Origin of the sequence: Natrialba taiwanensis DSM 12281 (genome assembly GCF_000337595.1) — an archaeon.
Lineage (GTDB): Archaea > Halobacteriota > Halobacteria > Halobacteriales > Natrialbaceae > Natrialba > Natrialba taiwanensis.
This window is the reverse complement of the sequence record NZ_AOIL01000012.1, coordinates 223,076-240,865: the sequence shown is the minus strand read 5'-3', so window position 1 is coordinate 240,865 and position 17,790 is coordinate 223,076. Positions and strand designations below refer to the sequence as shown.

The window sequence follows — 17,790 nt, the reverse complement described above, 5'->3', positions numbered from 1 at the left end:
CCCTTCACCTGAAGGCAGGTCTCCCAGCACTGAACTCGTCCCGACCGGTCGTCGATCGGTAGCGTCCCGCCGACTCTCGACGCTGTACCGTCTCACAGCGAATGTACCGGCTCTCATCCGTACAGGAACCGAAAGACAATTTGAGCGGACGGGGCTACGCCAGACTATGCTTTCGATCGCGCTTGCCGGGAAGCCAAACGCCGGCAAGTCCACGTTCTACACGGCGGCGACGATGGCCGATGTGGATGTCGCCAACTACCCGTTCACAACTATCGACGCCAATCGAGGCGTGAGCTACGTCCGCACCGACTGCCCCTGTCTCGAGCGCGACGAGCGCTGTAACGCCGACAACTGCGAAGACGGCAAGCGCTACGTCCCGATCGAACTGCTCGACGTGGCCGGACTAGTGCCCGGTGCCCACGAAGGCAAAGGGCTCGGCAACCAGTTCCTCGACGAACTCACGAACGCGGACGTGATCATCAACGTCGTCGACGCCTCCGGCGGGACCAACGAGAAGGGCGAACCCGTCGATATCGGCGAGCACGATCCCCTGGAGGACATCGACTTCATCGAGGAGGAGATGGACCTCTGGCTGGCCAGTATCGTCGACCGCAACTGGGAATCCATCGAGCGCAAATCCCGCTCGCCCGACTTCGACATCGACGACGCGCTGGCGGACATGCTTTCAGGCTTTGGCGCGTCGCCGAAACAGATCGCGACCGTCCTGCGGGAACTGGACTACCCCGAGGACCCCATCCAGTGGGAGGACGACCACCGCGAGGAACTTGCGCGACTGGTTCGCGAGCGCACGAAACCGATCGTCGTCGCCGCAAACAAAATCGACATCGCCCCCGAGGAAAACGTCGAGCACCTGCTCGAACTCGACAAACCCGTGATTCCAACCACGGCAGAAGGTGAACTCGCGCTCCGACGAGCTGCGGACAACGGCCTCGTCGAGTACGATCCCGGCGACGAGACCATCGCGATCGGCGATGACGTAAGCGACGCCCAACGGGAAGCCCTCGAGGGGCTCGCAGAAACGATGGTCGACTGGGACGGCACTGGGGTGCAGACCGCCCTGAACTTCGCCGTCTACGACCTGCTCGATCACCTTACCGCCTACCCGGTCGAAGACGCCTCGAAATGGTCCGACGGCAGCGGTAACATCCTCCCCGACGCCTTCCTCCTCCCCGACGGCTCGACCCCCGTCGACCTCGCCTACGCCGTCCACTCCGACATCGGCGACGGCTACCTCCACGCCGTCGACGCCAAATCCGGCCGCGATGTCGGCGAGGATTATGAACTCGAGGAAGGAGACGTGGTCAAAATTGTCTCGACAGCATCGTAGGCACAGCAAGACGGGAAGCAATCACAAAACGCCGGTGAGCGGTTCGAACCAGACTGCAGCGACCAGCACGGCGAGAAAGACGTACGAGCCCCGAATGAGTAACATCGTCGCGAGTTCAGGCGTGGCCCGCCGAGCGACGAGTGCGACTGCGGCGAAGGCGAGTGCGGCGAGCACTGCCGTCGGCGGAAAGACCTGGACGAGTGCGAGGGCGACGACGACGAGTAGGGCCGTCGCCATGAGGCCGTAGGCAAGAGTGTACGCGCGGGCGGGGCCGACGAGGACGGCGACGGTGCGTTTCTGAATCGACCGGTCGTAGTCGTAGTCTTGGGCGTCGTCGATGACCTTGATGCCGGAGAGGAGGACGAGGAAGACGAGCGCGAAGCCGAGCGGGACGGCCGCGATCGCGGCGGTCTGTGTCGCGAAACCGCCGAGAAGCGAGAGGGCGATGCCGAGGGGGTAGCCGGTCGTCGCCGTCACGGGGTTCATATCGAGTTGCGGGGCGTGGTGGTAGGCGATGACCCACGTCGGGAGCGTCAGCGCGAGGGGGAGCCAGCCGACGAGTGTGTACAGGAGGAGGCAACAGCCGGCGAACAGGGCCGTCGAGAGGGCGAGCGCGAGTCGGCAGCCGCGCTCGGTCAGCGGGTGGTCGTCGTCCTCGCCGCGGATATGAAAGTCGACGTAACCGTCCTTGACGTGGGCGGTGTAGACCGCGGCGAACATCGCGACGACGTGGACGACTGCGCGTGTGGGATCGACGGTGCCGGCGAGGAGAGCACCGAACAGCGACGCGGCGAGCGGGGGCAACATGAACACGGGGTGGACCTGCGACAGGAACGCCCGGATGGTCGCCTCGAGACCGGAGCCGCGTCTCGCGAGGGCCATACGCGACGGACCACGAACGAGCCTATAATACCACGGCCGGCGTCACATCGGCTGGGATCGGAAGCTGCCCTTGATCGGATGTCCGAGTGGCAACCGACGGGCTACGAGTAACCACAGCGCCCGGAACACACAGTTTGATGTGCTGTCCCGTGCCACGAGCGAGTATGACGGATGCGTACACTGGAGCCGATTTCTTCGTCGATGCCCTCGAATCCTACGGCGTCGAGTTCGTCTTCGGCAACCCGGGGACGACGGAACTGCCGGTGATGGACGCGATCGGTCGCAGCGACCTCGAGTACGTGCTGGGACTGCACGAGGACATCGCGGTCGGGATGGCGTCGGGCTACGCCCAGACGCGGCGCTATCACGCCCACCACGACGACTCGATCACGCCGCTGGGCGTGGCGAACCTCCACATCGCGCCCGGGCTGGCCCACGGCCTCGGCAACCTGTACGCTGCGTCGGTTACCGGTGCTCCGCTGGTCGTCACCGCGGGCAATCACAGTACGGACTTCCGCCACGAGGAACCGATCCTGTCCGGCGACGTAGCCGAGATGGCCGATCAGTTCTGCAAGTGGTCCGACGAGGTGCTCGACGTGACGGCGCTGCCGACGATGCTCCGGCGGGCCGCCCGCGTCGCGATGACGCCGCCGACGGGACCCGTCTTCCTCGGCCTCCCGCTCGACGTGATGCTCGCCGAACTCGACGCCGAGCCCGAACGCCTCGGCCCGATTCCGAACGCGGGCAGCGGCGATCCGGCCCAGCTCGAACGCGCCGCCGACCTGCTGGCCGAGGCCGAGAACCCGGTGCTCGTCGTCGGGGACCACGTCGCGCGCTCGGGCGCTGATGCCGTCGCCGCGGCGGTCGAACTCGCGGAGTCGACCGGAGCGCGCGTCCACGGCGAAATCCTCGCCAGCGAGGTGGACTTCCCGACCGATCACGACCAGTGGGTGTCCTACGTTCCGCCGGACGAGGACCTCGCCTCGATGCTGCTGGATACCGACACCATCGCGTTCGTCGGCTGTTCGACGAACACGACGCTGACGCGCCACGAGGAGGCGCTGGTCGATCCCGAGACGACCTGTATCCACGTCGGCGACGACGCCTGGGAACTCGGCAAGAACCAGCACGCCGACGCTGCCGTCATCGGCGATCCGGGACTCGTCATGCAGGACCTCATCGAACGCGTCCGACCGAAACTCTCAGAGGCCGCCGTCGACGAGCGACTGGAGGCTGTCAGTGCAGTCACGGAGATGGTCGACGCCAAGATGGCCGAAATGGGAACGGGCGACGCCGAAGACGATCCCCGCGCGTCGAAAGCCGAACTCGTCGACGCGATGGAGCGCGCGGCCGGGGACGCCTCCATCGTCGACGAGGGCGTCACCTCGAAGTACGCCATGCTCGCGCGCTGGGACTTTACGCCCGAGCAGTACGTCTCGAACAAGGGCGGCGGCCTCGGCTACGGCCTGCCCGCGAGCGTCGGCGCTGCCGTCGCCGAAAGCCAACGCGAGGACCCCAGGAACGTGATCGGCTTCATCGGCGACGGCTCGTACCTGTACTACCCCCACTCGATCTACAGCGCCGCCAGGTACGACCTCGACCTCACCGTCGTCATCCCCGACAACCGCAACTACCGTATCCTCAAGGACAACACGCTCGACTTGCTCGGTGGCGACGAGGCGGACCACGAGTTCGTCGGCATGGACTTCGAACCGCCGGTCGACATCGTCCAAAACGCCGAGAGCCACGGGGCGCGTGCTGAACTCGTCGAGCGGCCGGCGGAGATCGAAGACGCCGTCGCGGCGGCGGTCGAACGGGAAGGGACGGATGTTCTTGACGTGTTAGTGCACGACTGATGGGAGAAGGGAAGGGCCAGACGGCCGTCGGCCGAATAAACAGGGCGATTGGGAGATAGTGTCGGATCGATTTTCCTGACTCACCTCGGAGATTGGGCCGTCTACAGTCCGAGATCGCCGCCGCCGACATCGCCGACGTTTCCGAGGTCGAGTTGGGAGAGCAATTGCTGTCGTTTCTCCTCCGGTAAATTCTCGATCAGGGTCTGTAGCTCGTCAACCTGTACGTTCTCCGGATCGGGTAGGTTGCTGGTGCTCATGGGTCTCACCGCGTGATCCCGACCACGCGAGGGTCCATAAGTGTATCACGGGCAACATTCGTTCGAGGGCGACGAGTTCAGTCGATCGGCCGCGCATCGACGTTCGAACGGAGCGCGAGCGATGATCGGGTCCAAGATCGAGACGAGGGTGGTTCCGTGCGCTCAACGCAGCCATTCGCGAGCCCGCTACTCCGCCGAGAGCGTGTAGGCGACGAGTTCTTCGACCCGAGCGACACCGTCTTCGGCAAAGAGGGAGACACCGGTGCTTTCCCGGTCCGGGTAGACGAGATTCGTCATCGTGTGACGACCGTTGGCAGCGAAGATTTCCACCGAGCACCGATCGATAAGCACGCGGAGATCGAGCGCGTCGGTGGGTGGGAGTTCGACCGCCGTCGTCTCCCTTTCCGTGCCGTTCGATCCGAAGAACTCGCCCGCGTTCGACCGATCGAATCGGAGCGTCCCGTCGGTTGGATCGTAGCTGATTACGCTCTCTTGCTCCGGCCCGGTTCGAACCGCGAGTCCGATTGTGGACGCACTCTGGGGAGTGATGGTCGTCTCGATCTCGAGCGTCCGGCCCGCGAGTTCAGTTCCGTCCAACGGGTCCCGCCCCGGTGTAATCGGTTCCGAGTGTAGTTCGGCGACGGGGTCCCGACGGGCGCAGACGAGTTCTTCCGCGGGCCGTTGGATCACCGCGAGGCCGTTGTCGTCCGCTTCCAGGGTGAGCGTCCGTGGAACCGTCATCACTCCCCGCCAGCCGGGATCTGGCCCTTCCATCGCATATTCCCAATTGTTCATCCACGTGAGCAGCAGGTCGCGATCGGCCGGTTCGTTCCCCCACTGTTGGGTCGCGTAGAAATCGTACCCGTGGTCCGCGCTGTGTACTTCCTCGTCAACGAACGCCGTTCCGTCGAAGCGACCGATGTGGTACTCGACGGACCGGTGTTCGATGGGTGAGACGGGAAGGACCCACCTCGCCTCGTCGGCCCCCTCCACTGGCCGTTCGAAGAGGCTCGGACACTCCCAGCCGGCACCGGCTTCGTCCACGTATGTGCTTTCGTAGGTCCAGTCGAGTAGGTTCGGCGAGCGGTAGATCTCGATTCCTGCCGGCCGATCGTCTGTCGCTTCGACGCGGCTGACGACCAGTCGCCAGCTCTCATCCGGCTCGTACCAGAACGGGTTTGGATCTCTGAACTCGCCGGTGTTGCTCTCGATCACCGGATTGTTCTCGTACTTTTGGAACGTTTCGCCGTCGTCGGTGCTGTAGGCGAGCCGTTGATCCTCGGTTCCGTCGTCGTGGTGCCCGGTGTACAGGGCGACGATCGCGTCGGTCCCGAACCCGGCAGTATTCCGCGAGTCGACGACGGCTCCGCCGGAGAACGCCTGGATCGAGTCGGTGTCCGGAATTTTCGTCCCGCGTTCGGTCCAGGTGACGAGATCCGAACTCGTCGCGTGATCCCACCGTCGGCGGCGTTCGCCCGCCTGATAAAATAGGTGATACACCCCGTCGTGGTAGATCAAGCCGTTCGGGTCGTTCATCCAGCCGGTTGACGGTGCGAAATGGTACTCGGGCCGCCATGGGTCCGATTCGGGGTTCGCATCCATCGTCGATACATCGGCCTTCGCGGTAGGAAATATTGTTGCTGCAACGAACCCCGTTCCTACCGACTGCAGTACCGTTCGCCGATTCCGATTCGGCGGCTCGCCGGATGTGTCTCCCTCTCTCCGCGGATCGATCTTTCGAACCATAGCGGCGCTGTGTATACGTAATAACTAAAAGAGATCGTTCATGTTTATTTCTACTAGAACTGCGACTCAATTCACACGATCCGAATACGTCGCCCGCCGTGCTCTTCTCCGTGACAACGCTGTCGGCGTAACCGTCGGTTCGCACGAGTGGAGGTGGCGGCCAAAGACGAACTCGCCGACCGCAGCCTCGTTGTGCGGTAGCGACTCCGTTTCGCCGGCAATTCTGTCTCGCCAGCAACTGCGTGTCGTAGACGCCGCGGCAGGGTGCGTTCGGCCAGTGGTCGCCGGGAATCGTTGCGACGAAATCCCCGCCTTCGCTGTGGCGATATCGATTGATACGATCGCTTTAGGCCAACCTAATAGCGAAGTAGTTATTATGTTTTAGGTTGGCCTAAATGGTATGCCACACAGCGAAACGGGTCGGACGGGACTGACGCGCAGGGAGTACGTCGCATACGGCGGCACAGCGATGGGCGGCGGATTGCTGGCGGGTTGTGTCGACTCCGAAGCGGGCGAACCGGACGGATCCGGTGGCGGATCGTATTCGGTGACGGTGGAACCGGCCGGAACGGTCGAGTTCAATTCTGTCCCGGAGACGTGGGTTTCCTACACCGGGGATTACGCCGATATGGGTGTTGCGCTGGGCCAGAGTGATGGACTGTTGGCGATCGGATTGACTGACCGATTCGGAACACGCTACTACGACGAACTACCGGGGGTTTCGGTCGAAACGGCAGACCTCGTCGAGCTCTGGCAGGGCAGAACCGACAAAGAACTGTTCTACGAACTCGGTGCGGACGTCCACCTCATCGATCCGAACTTCATGATCAACCAGGTCCAGTGGAGCGAGGATGACGTTGCGGAAATCGAAAATACCGTCGCACCGTTCGTCGGCAACACGATCTACTCCCGGAGCTACGGCTGGCACGATTACACGTACTATTCGATGTACGAGGCTTTCGAACGCGTCGCGGCGGTGTTCCAGGAACGAGACCGGTTCGATGCGTTTGCGCAACTTCACGATGAGGTCCTTTCGGACGTTCAGGCTAGACTGCCCGACGAGCCGCCAGAAGTAGCCATCCTCGCGCCGGAATCCACTGCACCGGAGGCGTTCTACGGATACACGATCGATGGTGGAACGCAGACCAAACAGTGGCAAGACCTCGGTGCTCGCGACGCCATCGAACGCAGCGGTATCGGCGGATTCAACGAAACGGGCGGGACGATCGACTACGAGACGCTGCTGGAGATCGATCCGGACGTCATCGTCATCTGGAAGGAATCGGGCGTCACAGCGGACTCGTTCGAACGGGACATCGTCGAGCCGATGCGCGAGCACGACACCGCGAGCAACCTTCGAGCGGTCCAAAACGACCGAGTTATCTACGGCGGAGAGTTCTACCAGGGACCGATTATTTACCTCTTCCAACTGGAAATGGCCGTCCAAGACCTGTACCCGGACGAGTTCGGTGACGAACAGTTGTTCGATCGACAGGCGGTCGCCGATATCGTCACCGGTGAGTTCTGAGATGAGCGCGGAAACGACCGGTAGAGCGAGTTTCGCGGTCGCCGTGCCGGGTGAAATAGACGCGTTTGCAGGAAGAGCGTCTCGCTTGCCGCGGCTTGGCGGGGGTGAATCCGACGCATGATCGGGACAATGCTTCACGAAATTCGGAGCCATATCGCCTCGCTCGCCTCCGAATCCGGACGGTACTACCTCATTTGCGGACGAACGCACCACCGGCCGGTCCCCGCAGCAGACCTCTACTTCGAGAGCCGCTCGGCCGCCCGAGCAGCGGCGCAGGCGACAGAACAGTACCGCACCGTGTTACGACGGTACGATCCCCAGGTGCCGTACTACGACGTGATCGTTTGTGAGTGCGACCCCGAGACGCCGTCCCGAGCCTCCACTGCCTCCCCCGCCGCGACTGCTGACCCGGACCAGCCCGCCGAAGCGCCGAACTCGCCACCAGCATCCGGCGACACGCAGTCGGTAATCGACATCTGTCACACGGTCGCCGGCGTCGTCTTCGAATCGATCGCGGAGTCGCCCCACGACGGCCTCGAAAACGCGATCATGGACACGTATCTCGACATCGCCGAAACGATCGAGCATCCTGACGAGCTCTGTCTCCAGTTGCTCACGAGCACCGCAACCGAACTCGAGAAGCGACTCGATCCTGAGGAACAACTCTCGTTGCTCTCGACGGCCGCCGCCAACCTCCCGATCGATGCGCAGACGGACGCGGCCGAAGCGAAACCGCTCGACGCGGTGCTCTCGGAGTTCCAGGCCGTCGATATGCTCGAGTCCTACCGCGTCGAGCAGCGGTCGGTCGATGCCGAGTCGGAATCCCGCTCGTGGACGATCCGGATCGACGGCTACGCGCTCGGCGGCGACGGCGCGGACGGCGATCATCCCGAGCGAATCGTCACCCTCCCGATCATCGTCGAACTCTTCGGACGGCTCGCGACGCGGTCGCTCACGATCACGGACGTGGAACGACTTTCCGCAGCCGAATCGTCCTCCGCGCCGGCGGCCTGGCGGCTAACGATCCGGACGGGGGCGGAGGAACGGTCCCACGGGCACGGGCTCGCCTGCGTTCGGGCCACCGGCCGATGAGCGATCGGCTCTCCGTCGCTCTTTTTTCTCCGCTTTCTCGATGTTGCGACCAACTCCGGCGAGAGGTGCCGGCCCGCGGCGGCCGCATCTCGCGGATCCGAACTCGCGATTCGAGACGGTCACGAACTGGATACTATCTGGCCGAATGACGGGCTGAATCCCCACTACAGGGACGTACCAGCCTGCCGGTAGCCGTAGTACTTTCTCGCTCGTGTCCGAACTCACACGTATGGTTTCGTTCAGTGATGCAGTTGCGCTCGTCACGGGAGCCGGATCGGGTATCGGACGCGCGGCCGCGCTCGAGTTCGCTAATCGCGGTGCGAGCGTTGTCATTGCAGATGTCGATACCGAGGGCGGCGAAGAAACCGTCGCGCAGATCGAGGACGACGGAGGGGACGCCGCCTTCGTCGAGACCGACGTCACGGACCCGGAGGCGACGGATTCGATGGTCGAAACTGCCGTCGACGAGTTCGGCCGGCTCGACTACGCGTTCAACAACGCCGGCATCGGCGGGGCGCAGACGACGGTCGACCAGTACGATCCCGACGAGTGGCAGGCCGTCATCGACGTGAATCTCGTCGGCGTGTTCAACTGCATGCGATCCGAACTCGGTCGGATGCAAGAACAGGAGGAAGGCGGCGTCATCGTGAACAACTCGTCGGTCCTCGGAAAGGTCGGGTTCGCGACATCCTCCGGGTATTCCGCCGCGAAGCACGGTGTTCTCGGCCTGACGAAATCTGCCGCCCTGGAGAACGGCGAGACGGGCGTCCGCATTAACGCCGTCTGTCCCGGGTTCATCGACACCCCGCTTCTCGCGGAAGGCGGAATGTCGAGCGGCTCGGAGGCACGAGAGCAGATCGAGAGCCGCCACGCGATGAATCGACTCGGAACGCCAGAAGAGATCGCAAACGCTGTCGCCTGGTTGTGCGACGACGACGCCTCGTTCGTCACCGGGGAAGCGCTCGGCGTCGACGGCGGGTATCTCAGTCAATAACAGCCGGAACGCCGGTTGAACGGAGCCGCGAGTACGGCCGCCCTCACTCCGCGTCGTCCTCGGGAAAGATCTTCCCCGGATTGAGCGTCCCCGTCGGGTCGAGCGCCCGCTTGACCCGTTTCATGGCGTCAACCGCGCCAGCGCCGTGCTCGGGTTCGAGATACGCCTGCTTGCCCTGGCCGATGCCGTGTTCGCCCGTCGCCGTCCCGCCCATCTCGAGGGCCAACTCAACGAGTTCACGATAGGCTCGTTCCCCGTGTTCGACGAAGTCGGGATCGTCGATGTCGACGAGGACGGTGTAGTGAAGATTGCCGTCGCCAGCGTGACCGAAGCAGGGGATGAGGAGGTCCGTCTCGGCGGCGATCCGTTTCGCTTCGCGAACGAGTTCGGGATAGGAGCTGATCGGGACGGTCACGTCGCCGGGGTGGATCGGCGTGAGGTCGGGGTCGTAGCTCGCTTCGGCGTAGGCCAGTTCTCGGCGGGTCTCCCATAGCGACTCCATCTCGGCGTTGTCAGAACTCATCTCGAAGCGGGCCACGTCGTGGTCCTCGAAGATGGTCCGACAGAGGTCGATCTCGGCCTCGATGCCGTGGTTCGCGTGGAACTCGAGGAAGACCATCGGCGCGTCGGGGAGGTCGGAGCCGAGATACTCGTTTGCCATGTGGGCGCTCAACTCGTCGACGAGTTCGATCCGCGCCACGTCGACATCCGTCCGGATGGCGTCGGCGATCGCCGCCGCCGCGTCGTCGAGCGTCTCGAAAATGGCGCGCCCGCCGCGGATCTGCTGGGGTCGCCCGGCGAGTTCGAGCGTGGCCTCGGTGACGACGGCGAGGGTGCCCTCGCTGCCGACGAGCAGGTCGGTTAGGTTGTAGCCGCTCGAGGTCTTGCTCGCGCGCGAGCCGGTCCGGATCACAGTGCCGTCCGCGAGGACGGCCTCGAGGGCCAGCACCCAGTCGGCGACCTCGCCGTACTTGACGGTCTGCATGCCGCTCGCGTCGGTCGCGATCATGCCGCCGATCGTCGAGATGTCCCCCGAGGAGGGCAGCGGCGGGAAGTAGAGCCCGTCGCTCGCGACGAACTCGTCGACTTCGGTGCCGATGATTCCCGGGCCGACGTCGATCTGGAAGTCGTCGGGCCGGTAGTCGATCACGTCGTCCATCCGCGTCAGATCGAGACTGATCCCACCGCGGGCCGGGACGGCGTTGCCCTCCAGGCCGGTGCCCGCCGCGTAGGGCGTTACCGGAACGCCGCGCTCGGTCGCCCCAGTCAGGACGGCGGCAACGTCGTCCGTCGACTCGGGCCAGACGACCGCGTCCGGCATCACGCCTTCCTCGAGTTGCTGTGCGCCCCAGTCCGCGGCGTGGGTCTCTCGTCGTCCGGTCGCGAACGAGACCTGCTCGTCGCCGAGATCGAGTTCCTCGAGAAACGAACAATCGTGTGTCATATGCTGTCATTCTCGACGCAGCGTATCAACGTTTCCACCCCTATCCACGGCGGTACTCGTGGGTGATACTGTTCCCCTCGTTCACGGCCGGTCACAGGAGTACCGGAACAAACGCTCCCGGACCCACCCCGTCAGAAACGCTGAATTTTATGTGAATTGGTACCGCGGTAATTGGTGATGCACTCGCCACACGCCGATCCGAACTCGCAGCGATCGATCCGGAGGGACGACCCGTGAACGCCGACCTCGACCTCCTCGTCCGACTCGGCGACTACGACCGCCCGCAAGGCGTCGCCGAGCGCGCCGTCCAGGCCGAACGCCTCGGCTTCGACCGCATCACGACCGGCGAGACGACCGGCTGGAACGTCGTCCCGCCGCTGACCCTCGCCGCCGACCGCACCGACGAACTCGGCATCTCGAACGACGTGGTCTCCCCCTACGGTCGCTCGCCCGCCCTGCTCGCCCAGACGGCGCTCACGCTGCAGGACACTACCGACGGCCGATTCCGTCTCGGTCTCGGCCCGAGTTCACCCGCGATTACCGAGCGCTGGCACGGCGCGACCTTCGACCGTCCGCTCCGGCGCACGCGCGAGACGATCGAAATCATCCGCGCCGTCTACGAGAACGGCACGCCCGCCTACGAGGGCGATATCTTCGATATCGCGGGGCTGGACTACGAAAACGAGATCCCCGAAACCCCGCCGCCGATCGATCTCGCCACCCTCGGTCCGAAAGCCACCGAGCTAGCCGGGCGCTTCGGCGACGGCTGGACGCCGCAGTTGTTCACCCCGGACGGACTCCGCGATCGGCTCTCCGATCTCGAACGCGGCGCTGAACTCGGCGAGAAGACCCTCACAGACCTGCGCGTCGCACCGATCGTCCGCGCCGTCGCATCGGAGGACCGCGACCGGGCGCGCGAACTCGCCCGTAGCACGACCGCGTTCATGCTCGGCGCTTATGGGCCGTACTACGGCGACTCGGTCGCCGACCAGGGCTACGCGGACGTCGTCGACGACATTCGGACCGCCTGGGAAGACCGCGACACCGACGCGATGGCTGCCGCCCTCCCCGACCACGTGCTCGACGAACTCGCGCCCGCAGGCACGCCCGCGGAGGTCCGCGAATGGATTCAAGAGTACGCCGCGATCGACGGCGTCGACGCGGTTCGAATCGGCTTCGCTACCGGCATGTCCGACGCGGATAAGAACGCGACGATGGAAGCCGTCACTGAACTCGTCTAAGGGGTACTTGCGTTCTCGAGCGCCCTTAGCGAACCGCCGCCGTCGCGCTATCGATGATCTCGAGCGCCGCTTTCAGTTCTTCCATCCCGGTCGCATACGAGAGGCGCGCGTAGCCCTCGCCGTTCGAGCCGAAAGCCTCGCCCGGAACCGCGACGACGCCGCGGTCGAGCACCTCGTCGCACCAGCCCTCGGGCACCTTCGGCATGGCGTAGAACGCACCTGACGGCGTCGGCACTTCGAGCCCGGCGTCTTCGAGGCCGTCGACGACGACATCGCGGCGCTCCTCGAAGGCCCCGACCATCTCCGCGACCGGCTCCTGTGGCCCCGTCAGCGCCGCCTCGGCCGCGAACTGCGCCGGCGCGGAGGCACACGCCTGGGCGTACTGGTGGACGCGCAGCATCCGTTCGATCCGGTCGCCGGAGCCGACGAGCCAGCCCAGCCGCCAGCCGGTCATCGAGTACGTCTTCGAGCAGGCGCTGACGACGACCACGTTGTCCGTCTCGGCGAATTTCAGCGGCGAGTGGTGTTCACCCTCGAAGACGATGTGTTCGTAGACCTCGTCGGAAATGCAGAGCACGTCGTGTTCGTCCGCGATGCGCGCGAACTCGCGCATGTCCGCCTCGCTCTGGACGGCCCCCGTCGGGTTGGCCGGGCTGTTGACGATAAAGACCGCCGTCTCCTCGGTGATTGCGTCCTCGACGGCCGCCGGATCGAGCGTGAGATCGTCCCGTAGCGACACCGGCTTCGGCGTTCCGCCGGCGATCCGCGTCAGCGCGTCGTAGGAGACGAAGCCGGGATCGGGAAAGATGACCTCCTGATTCGGATCGACGTGGGCCTCGAGTGCGAGATGCAACGCCTCGCTGCCGCCCGACGTGGCGATCGCGTTCGCGGGATCGACCTCGATGCCGTAATCGCGGTCGTACTTCGCCGCAATCGCCTCCCGGAGTTGTGGCGTCCCCTTGTTCGACGTATAGGCGTCCGTTTGCCCCGACTCGATCGCTTCGACTGCCGCCCGGCGAGCGTGTGCGGGCGTCGGAAAGTCCGGCTGTCCGAGCCCCAGGTTGATCGCGTCATCGCCTGCAGCTTCGAACACTTCCCGAATACCACTGATCGACACGTTCTCGACCCGAGTTGCAAACTCCGTCATGGCTACATAGGCGCGGGCAACCCCGATAACTCTTGATGTGTCGACCCTTGTCACCACCGAAACCGAGGCAGGATCGCGGTCCACCGCTCGAACACGGTCCGTCCTCGAAACGAGTTATTCAGTTGACCTGACGCCTGTACGCCCTGATTATGCCATAACGACTATAGTGCTCGTTTCGAACACTGTGGTAATGGCTTCCAGTTCAAACCGTCGTGACAGTCACGATAGTAATCGTCTTCCGACTCGATCGCGCCGGTCGCTGCTCGCTGCAGGCGCGACGGGGACGCTCGCGCTGACAGCCGGCTGTCTCGATTTTGCGCTCGGAAACGGACCGCTCGAGTTCAGCGGCGATCGCGTCGCGCCGAGCGATGGTGCACTCGAGGAGACGGGGTATACCGAAGAGTCCGTCGAAGAACGATCGATCGAGGAATCGGCCGAGATCGGACTGGGAATCGAGCGCGAGTTCAAGGCGGGAATCTGGCAGTCAACGTACGTCAAGGACGTCTCGATTCTGGGCGGCGAACGGGAGGCGGCGCTGTTCACGACGCTCTCGATTCCGGCGGTCGAAGTCGCCGGCCGGTCGTTCAACCCGCTCGAGGATCTGAGCAACGGTGAACTCGTCGAGCGATTGCTCGGCGAGGTCGACAGCGAGGCTGGACAGATCGAGGGGATCGAACACGAGGAGTCGTTCGGTCTCGACATTCTCGGCGACGGACGGGACGTGGACACGTTTATCGGGCAGTCGACGTACGACGGCGAGGAGATCGACGTCGAACTCACCCTGACCTCGTTCGTGCACGAGGACGACTTACTCGTCCTGCTCGGAACCCATCCGGAGGTGCTCGCGGAGGAATCCGCGAACGTCGAGGTATTGCTCGAGTCGGCCGAACACCCGGTCTGAGCCACAAGTTGGACGAGCGGGCTACAGTTCTTTCCGCATCTCGACGACCGTCCCGTAGACGCCGGTCGACTCGCGGCCGGAGAACTCGTGTCGGGTCGCGCTGATGCGTTCGTAGCCGTGGGACCGGTAGAACGCGACGGCATTTTGCGAGGCCGTGAGTTCGAGTGCTGTAGCGTCCCGTTCTCTGGCACGCCGTTCCAGCGACTCGTAGATCCGGGACCCGACACCCTTGCGAGCGACGCTCGGGTGGACGTACACGGCGGTTACTTCGGCGGTCGCCTCGTCTGCCTCCGGAGCGGCGACGACGAGCGACCCGAACCCGCGAATCGATCCGTCGACGACGGCGACGACGAGATAGTGGTCCGGAGACTCGATGGCGGCGGTGTAGTCCGCGGATTCACACCCCGCCGCCCAGGCGTCGACTTGTTCCTGCGAGTAGCTCTCAGTGCTGAGTTCGGTGATCGACGCCGCGTGGGTGGTTCGAATCGCATCGGCGTCGTCCGGAACGGCCTCCCGAACCTCCATGTATCGGCTTGCGGCGGCGGCACCGAAAAATCAATCGACGGTGTGTGAACAAGTGATATTCAACTAACTGGCGACGATTGACGACCACTCGAAATCGCAAACACGGACCACAGACCACGAAACCCGGCGAGAAAACGAACTCGAGCGGCGAACGGTCAGCTAGTAGAACTCGCGAACGAGGTCCATCGCGTCCTCGGGTGCGCCGTCCGGAATCTCGGACATATCTTCGGTGACGCCGTGTTGTTCGTGGTACGGCACCGAGTTCTCGTCCTGGTACATGATGCCTTGGTACTCCTTATCGGCGTCGAGGATGACTTTCTTCGCGTCGTCGTAGTTCGTCGCGTCGTGGTCCTCGTCTTCCTGCAGGTCGACCAGCGAGTCGCGGAAGTAGTCGTAGGTGTCGACGTCGTTGAACGTGACGCAGGGGCTGAAGACGTTGACGAAGCCGAAGCCATCGTGTTCGATGGCTTCTTCGATGATCTCCTGGTGGCGCAGTGCGTCGGAAGCGAACGATTGGGCGATGAAGGTCGCGCCCGAGGCGAGCGCGAGCGCGAGCGGGTTGACCGGCGGCTGCTTCGGCCCTTCGGGCGTCGTCGAGGTCTCGAAGTCAGAGCGCGAGGTCGGCGAGGCCTGCCCCTTGGTCAGCCCGTAGATGCGGTTGTCCATGACGACGTAGGACATGTCGACGTTCCGGCGAACGGCGTGGACGAAGTGGCCGGACCCGATCGAGTAGCCGTCACCGTCGCCGCCGGCGACCATGACCTCGATGTCGGGTCGGGCCATCTTGACGCCCGTGCCGACAGGGAGCGCGCGACCGTGGACCCCGTGTAAGGCGTAGCTGTGCATGTAGGTCCCGATCTTGCCGGAACAGCCGATCCCGGCAACAACGAACGTGTTGTCGGGGTCGTTGCCGGTCTCAGCGAGGCCTTTCATCATGCCGTTCATCGTCCCGAAGTCGCCGCAGCCGGGACACCACGTGGGCTGTTTGTCGGATTTGAAGTCGGTGAATCGGACGTCGGATTGGGAGCTCATTGTGCTGGCACCTCCTGGGAGAGTTTGTCGATAATTTCTTCGGCGAGTTCGTCCGCCTTGAAGCGGACGCCGGTATACTTGTTGATGCGCTTGACGCGGGTAAGCACGTCGTGTTCGATCACATCGGCGAACTGGCCGGTCGCGTTACACTCGACGACGATCGTCTCTTCTGCAGCATCGATCTCGTCGGACAGATCCGGTCGTGGGAAGATGTAGGGGACCGAGATGATGCGCACATCTATCCCGTCGTCCTCGAGATACTCGAGAGCTTCGATCAGGGCACCCTCGTTCGACCCCCAGGAGATAATGAGATTGTCGGCGTCGGCGTCGCCGAACTCGCGGTAGTCCCACTCCTCTCGTTCCTTGGCCGTCTCGACCTTGCGAGATCGCTTATCGACCTGCCGAACACGCTCGTCCTGGTCCTCGGTCCGGCGACCGAGTTCGTCGTGTTCGAGGCCGGTAGACATGTGCGCACCATCGGTCGTGCCTGGGATCGCGCGCGGACTGACACCGTCATCGGTGACGGCGTGGGCGCGGAAGCGACCCTGGGAATCGAGCCATTCGTCGACCTCGTCGTCACCTTCGATGAGTTTGCCGCGGTCGATCTCGACTGCATCCATGTCGAAGGCCTCCGGCGAGAACGTTTGTTCGGTCACAGACATGGCCAGATCGGAGACGAGGAACACCGGCGTCTGGTACTTCTCGGCGAGGTTGAACGCCTCGATCGTCTTCCAGAAACACTCCGTGATTGTTGTCGGCGCGACGATGAACCGTGGCACTTCGCCGTGGCCGCCGTACAGCGCCATGTTGAGATCGCCCTGTTCCTGCTTCGTCGGCATCCCGGTTGAGGGGCCGGAGCGCTGGACGTCGGTGATGACCAGCGGCGTCTCGCTGGTCGCAACCAGCCCGAACGTCTCGGTCATGAGGTCGATCCCCGCACCCGATGTCGCCGTCATCGATCGCGCGCCGGACCGTGCGGCACCGAGGGCCATGTTGATCGCCGAGAGTTCGTCCTCGGCCTGGACGACGTGGCCGCCGTAGTCCTCGATGCGACCGGTGAGATACTCCATGATGGAGGTCGCAGGCGTGATCGGATACCCGGCGTAGAACCGACAGCCGGCGGCGAGTGCGCCCATCCCGATCGCCTCGTTCCCGTTGAGCAACACGTAGTCGTTGTCGGTCGTCTCGAGGTCGTAGCCGAGATCCAGGTCGTAGTTCTCTTGAACGTATTCCTGGCCGAGGCGGGCGGCTTCCTTGTTGTTCTCGACGATTTTCGAGCCCTTGCCGCCGAAGCGTTTTTCAAGTGCTTCGTCCAGGTACTCGACATCGAAGCCGGTGATCTCACACGCGGCACCGAGCGCGACGATGTTGCGCATGATCGCCCCACCGGCGTCCTCGGCGAGGGATTTCAGCGGAACGTCGACAGCGGCTGCGTCCTCGGGGATGTCCGCCTCCCAGGAGCGCTCGCCGTCGTAGATAATTGCACTCCCCTCGTGGAGTTCATCGAGATTCTCGTCGATGGTGCGCTGGGTGAGCGCGACGAGAATGTCGAGGCGGTCGACGACGCTCTGGACTTGGTCGACCGACGTGCGGATCTTGTAGGCCGTGTACCCGCCACGGATTCGCGATGCGAAGTCTTTCGACGTGAATACGTGCCGTCCGGCTCGGGAAAGCGCCTGGGCAAAAATCTTCCCAGTGGAGTCGATACCGTCGCCAGCCTCGCCCCCGACCGCCCAGTTGAGGTCCTCAGCCATGTTAAGGCGAACCTTGCTCCCTGCCAATAAAAAGGCTTCTGAA

General features: G+C 64.0%; 15 protein-coding genes. 7 read left to right on the top strand and 8 right to left on the bottom strand.

The window, feature by feature from the left end:
* Nucleotides 1-166: 166 nt before the first annotated feature.
* Nucleotides 167-1,348 (top strand): redox-regulated ATPase YchF, encoded by a 1,182-nt coding sequence (locus tag C484_RS03470; RefSeq protein WP_006824582.1) that lies wholly within the window; start codon nt 167-169, stop codon nt 1,346-1,348.
* Nucleotides 1,349-1,369: 21 nt separating this feature from the next.
* Here the strand turns inward: C484_RS03470 and C484_RS03465 are convergent, their stop codons facing one another.
* Complete coding sequence (locus C484_RS03465) at nt 1,370-2,230, bottom strand: UbiA family prenyltransferase (protein ID WP_006824581.1); 861 nt, start codon at nt 2,228-2,230, stop codon at nt 1,370-1,372.
* A 164-nt stretch (nt 2,231-2,394) separates the two neighbouring features.
* Here C484_RS03465 and C484_RS03460 point away from each other — a divergent pair, with 164 nt between their 5' ends.
* The gene (locus C484_RS03460; RefSeq protein ID WP_006824580.1) at nt 2,395-4,086 is read left to right on the top strand and encodes a thiamine pyrophosphate-binding protein; all 1,692 of its coding nucleotides are present in this window, start codon (nt 2,395-2,397) and stop codon (nt 4,084-4,086) included.
* Between the two features lie 101 nt (nt 4,087-4,187).
* On the opposite strand, the gene C484_RS23340 is transcribed toward C484_RS03460, so the two are convergent.
* Nucleotides 4,188-4,343: a hypothetical protein gene (locus C484_RS23340; protein ID WP_160164217.1), complete on the bottom strand. Its 156-nt coding sequence runs from the start codon at nt 4,341-4,343 to the stop codon at nt 4,188-4,190.
* A gap of 186 nt (nt 4,344-4,529) precedes the next feature.
* Nucleotides 4,530-5,945, bottom strand: a complete 1,416-nt coding sequence (locus tag C484_RS03455; protein ID WP_006824579.1) for a glycoside hydrolase family 32 protein — start codon at nt 5,943-5,945, stop codon at nt 4,530-4,532.
* 544 nt (nt 5,946-6,489) lie between these two features.
* Between C484_RS03455 and C484_RS03450 the strand changes: the two genes are divergently transcribed.
* The 3 genes from C484_RS03450 (at nt 6,490) to C484_RS03440 (ending at nt 9,703) form a co-directional block, all read left to right on the top strand.
* A complete protein-coding gene (locus tag C484_RS03450; protein ID WP_006824578.1) occupies nt 6,490-7,617 on the top strand; it encodes an ABC transporter substrate-binding protein in 1,128 nt (375 codons plus the stop codon).
* A gap of 117 nt (nt 7,618-7,734) precedes the next feature.
* Entirely contained in the window at nt 7,735-8,709 is a 975-nt protein-coding gene (locus tag C484_RS03445) for a DUF7551 domain-containing protein (protein WP_006824577.1), read from the top strand.
* Between the two features lie 229 nt (nt 8,710-8,938).
* The gene (locus C484_RS03440; RefSeq protein ID WP_006824576.1) at nt 8,939-9,703 is read left to right on the top strand and encodes an SDR family NAD(P)-dependent oxidoreductase; all 765 of its coding nucleotides are present in this window, start codon (nt 8,939-8,941) and stop codon (nt 9,701-9,703) included.
* A 43-nt stretch (nt 9,704-9,746) separates the two neighbouring features.
* On the opposite strand, the gene C484_RS03435 is transcribed toward C484_RS03440, so the two are convergent.
* Nucleotides 9,747-11,147: an FAD-binding oxidoreductase gene (locus tag C484_RS03435; protein WP_006824575.1), complete on the bottom strand. Its 1,401-nt coding sequence runs from the start codon at nt 11,145-11,147 to the stop codon at nt 9,747-9,749.
* A 233-nt stretch (nt 11,148-11,380) separates the two neighbouring features.
* Here C484_RS03435 and C484_RS03430 point away from each other — a divergent pair, with 233 nt between their 5' ends.
* Nucleotides 11,381-12,388, top strand: coding sequence for a TIGR04024 family LLM class F420-dependent oxidoreductase (locus C484_RS03430; protein ID WP_006824574.1), 1,008 nt, complete (start codon nt 11,381-11,383; stop codon nt 12,386-12,388).
* A 25-nt stretch (nt 12,389-12,413) separates the two neighbouring features.
* Here C484_RS03430 and C484_RS03425 read toward each other — a convergent pair whose 3' ends face one another.
* Complete coding sequence (locus C484_RS03425) at nt 12,414-13,535, bottom strand: pyridoxal phosphate-dependent aminotransferase (RefSeq protein WP_006824573.1); 1,122 nt, start codon at nt 13,533-13,535, stop codon at nt 12,414-12,416.
* A 190-nt stretch (nt 13,536-13,725) separates the two neighbouring features.
* Here C484_RS03425 and C484_RS03420 point away from each other — a divergent pair, with 190 nt between their 5' ends.
* Entirely contained in the window at nt 13,726-14,436 is a 711-nt protein-coding gene (locus C484_RS03420; protein ID WP_006824572.1) for a DUF6517 family protein, read from the top strand.
* Nucleotides 14,437-14,457: 21 nt separating this feature from the next.
* On the opposite strand, the gene C484_RS03415 is transcribed toward C484_RS03420, so the two are convergent.
* From C484_RS03415 to C484_RS03405, 3 genes are all read right to left on the bottom strand, one after another.
* Nucleotides 14,458-14,961 (bottom strand): GNAT family N-acetyltransferase, encoded by a 504-nt coding sequence (locus C484_RS03415; protein ID WP_006824571.1) that lies wholly within the window; start codon nt 14,959-14,961, stop codon nt 14,458-14,460.
* Nucleotides 14,962-15,120: 159 nt separating this feature from the next.
* Nucleotides 15,121-15,993 (bottom strand): 2-oxoacid:ferredoxin oxidoreductase subunit beta, encoded by an 873-nt coding sequence (locus C484_RS03410; protein WP_006824570.1) that lies wholly within the window; start codon nt 15,991-15,993, stop codon nt 15,121-15,123.
* On the bottom strand, nt 15,990-17,747 hold the full coding sequence (locus tag C484_RS03405; RefSeq protein ID WP_006824569.1) for a 2-oxoacid:acceptor oxidoreductase subunit alpha: 1,758 nt from the start codon (nt 17,745-17,747) through the stop codon (nt 15,990-15,992). Before C484_RS03405 ends, C484_RS03410 begins: the two co-directional genes overlap by 4 nt.
* Between the last annotated feature and the right edge of the window lie 43 nt (nt 17,748-17,790).

Bases quoted from the DNA above. Each gene is read 5' to 3' on its own strand.
- C484_RS03425 (WP_006824573.1), bottom strand. From the start codon at position 13,535: ATGACGGAGTTTGCAACTCGGGTCGAGAACGTGTCGATCAGTGGTATT.
- C484_RS03465 (WP_006824581.1), bottom strand. From the start codon at position 2,230: ATGGCCCTCGCGAGACGCGGCTCCGGTCTCGAGGCGACCATCCGGGCG.
- C484_RS03440 (WP_006824576.1), top strand. From the start codon at position 8,939: ATGGTTTCGTTCAGTGATGCAGTTGCGCTCGTCACGGGAGCCGGATCG.
- C484_RS03410 (WP_006824570.1), bottom strand. From the start codon at position 15,993: ATGAGCTCCCAATCCGACGTCCGATTCACCGACTTCAAATCCGACAAA.
- C484_RS03455 (WP_006824579.1), bottom strand. From the start codon at position 5,945: ATGGATGCGAACCCCGAATCGGACCCATGGCGGCCCGAGTACCATTTC.
- C484_RS23340 (WP_160164217.1), bottom strand. From the start codon at position 4,343: ATGAGCACCAGCAACCTACCCGATCCGGAGAACGTACAGGTTGACGAG.
- C484_RS03470 (WP_006824582.1), top strand. From the start codon at position 167: ATGCTTTCGATCGCGCTTGCCGGGAAGCCAAACGCCGGCAAGTCCACG.
- C484_RS03415 (WP_006824571.1), bottom strand. From the start codon at position 14,961: ATGGAGGTTCGGGAGGCCGTTCCGGACGACGCCGATGCGATTCGAACC.
- C484_RS03445 (WP_006824577.1), top strand. From the start codon at position 7,735: ATGATCGGGACAATGCTTCACGAAATTCGGAGCCATATCGCCTCGCTC.
- C484_RS03405 (WP_006824569.1), bottom strand. From the start codon at position 17,747: ATGGCTGAGGACCTCAACTGGGCGGTCGGGGGCGAGGCTGGCGACGGT.
- C484_RS03460 (WP_006824580.1), top strand. From the start codon at position 2,395: ATGACGGATGCGTACACTGGAGCCGATTTCTTCGTCGATGCCCTCGAA.
- C484_RS03435 (WP_006824575.1), bottom strand. From the start codon at position 11,147: ATGACACACGATTGTTCGTTTCTCGAGGAACTCGATCTCGGCGACGAG.
- C484_RS03420 (WP_006824572.1), top strand. From the start codon at position 13,726: ATGGCTTCCAGTTCAAACCGTCGTGACAGTCACGATAGTAATCGTCTT.
- C484_RS03450 (WP_006824578.1), top strand. From the start codon at position 6,490: ATGCCACACAGCGAAACGGGTCGGACGGGACTGACGCGCAGGGAGTAC.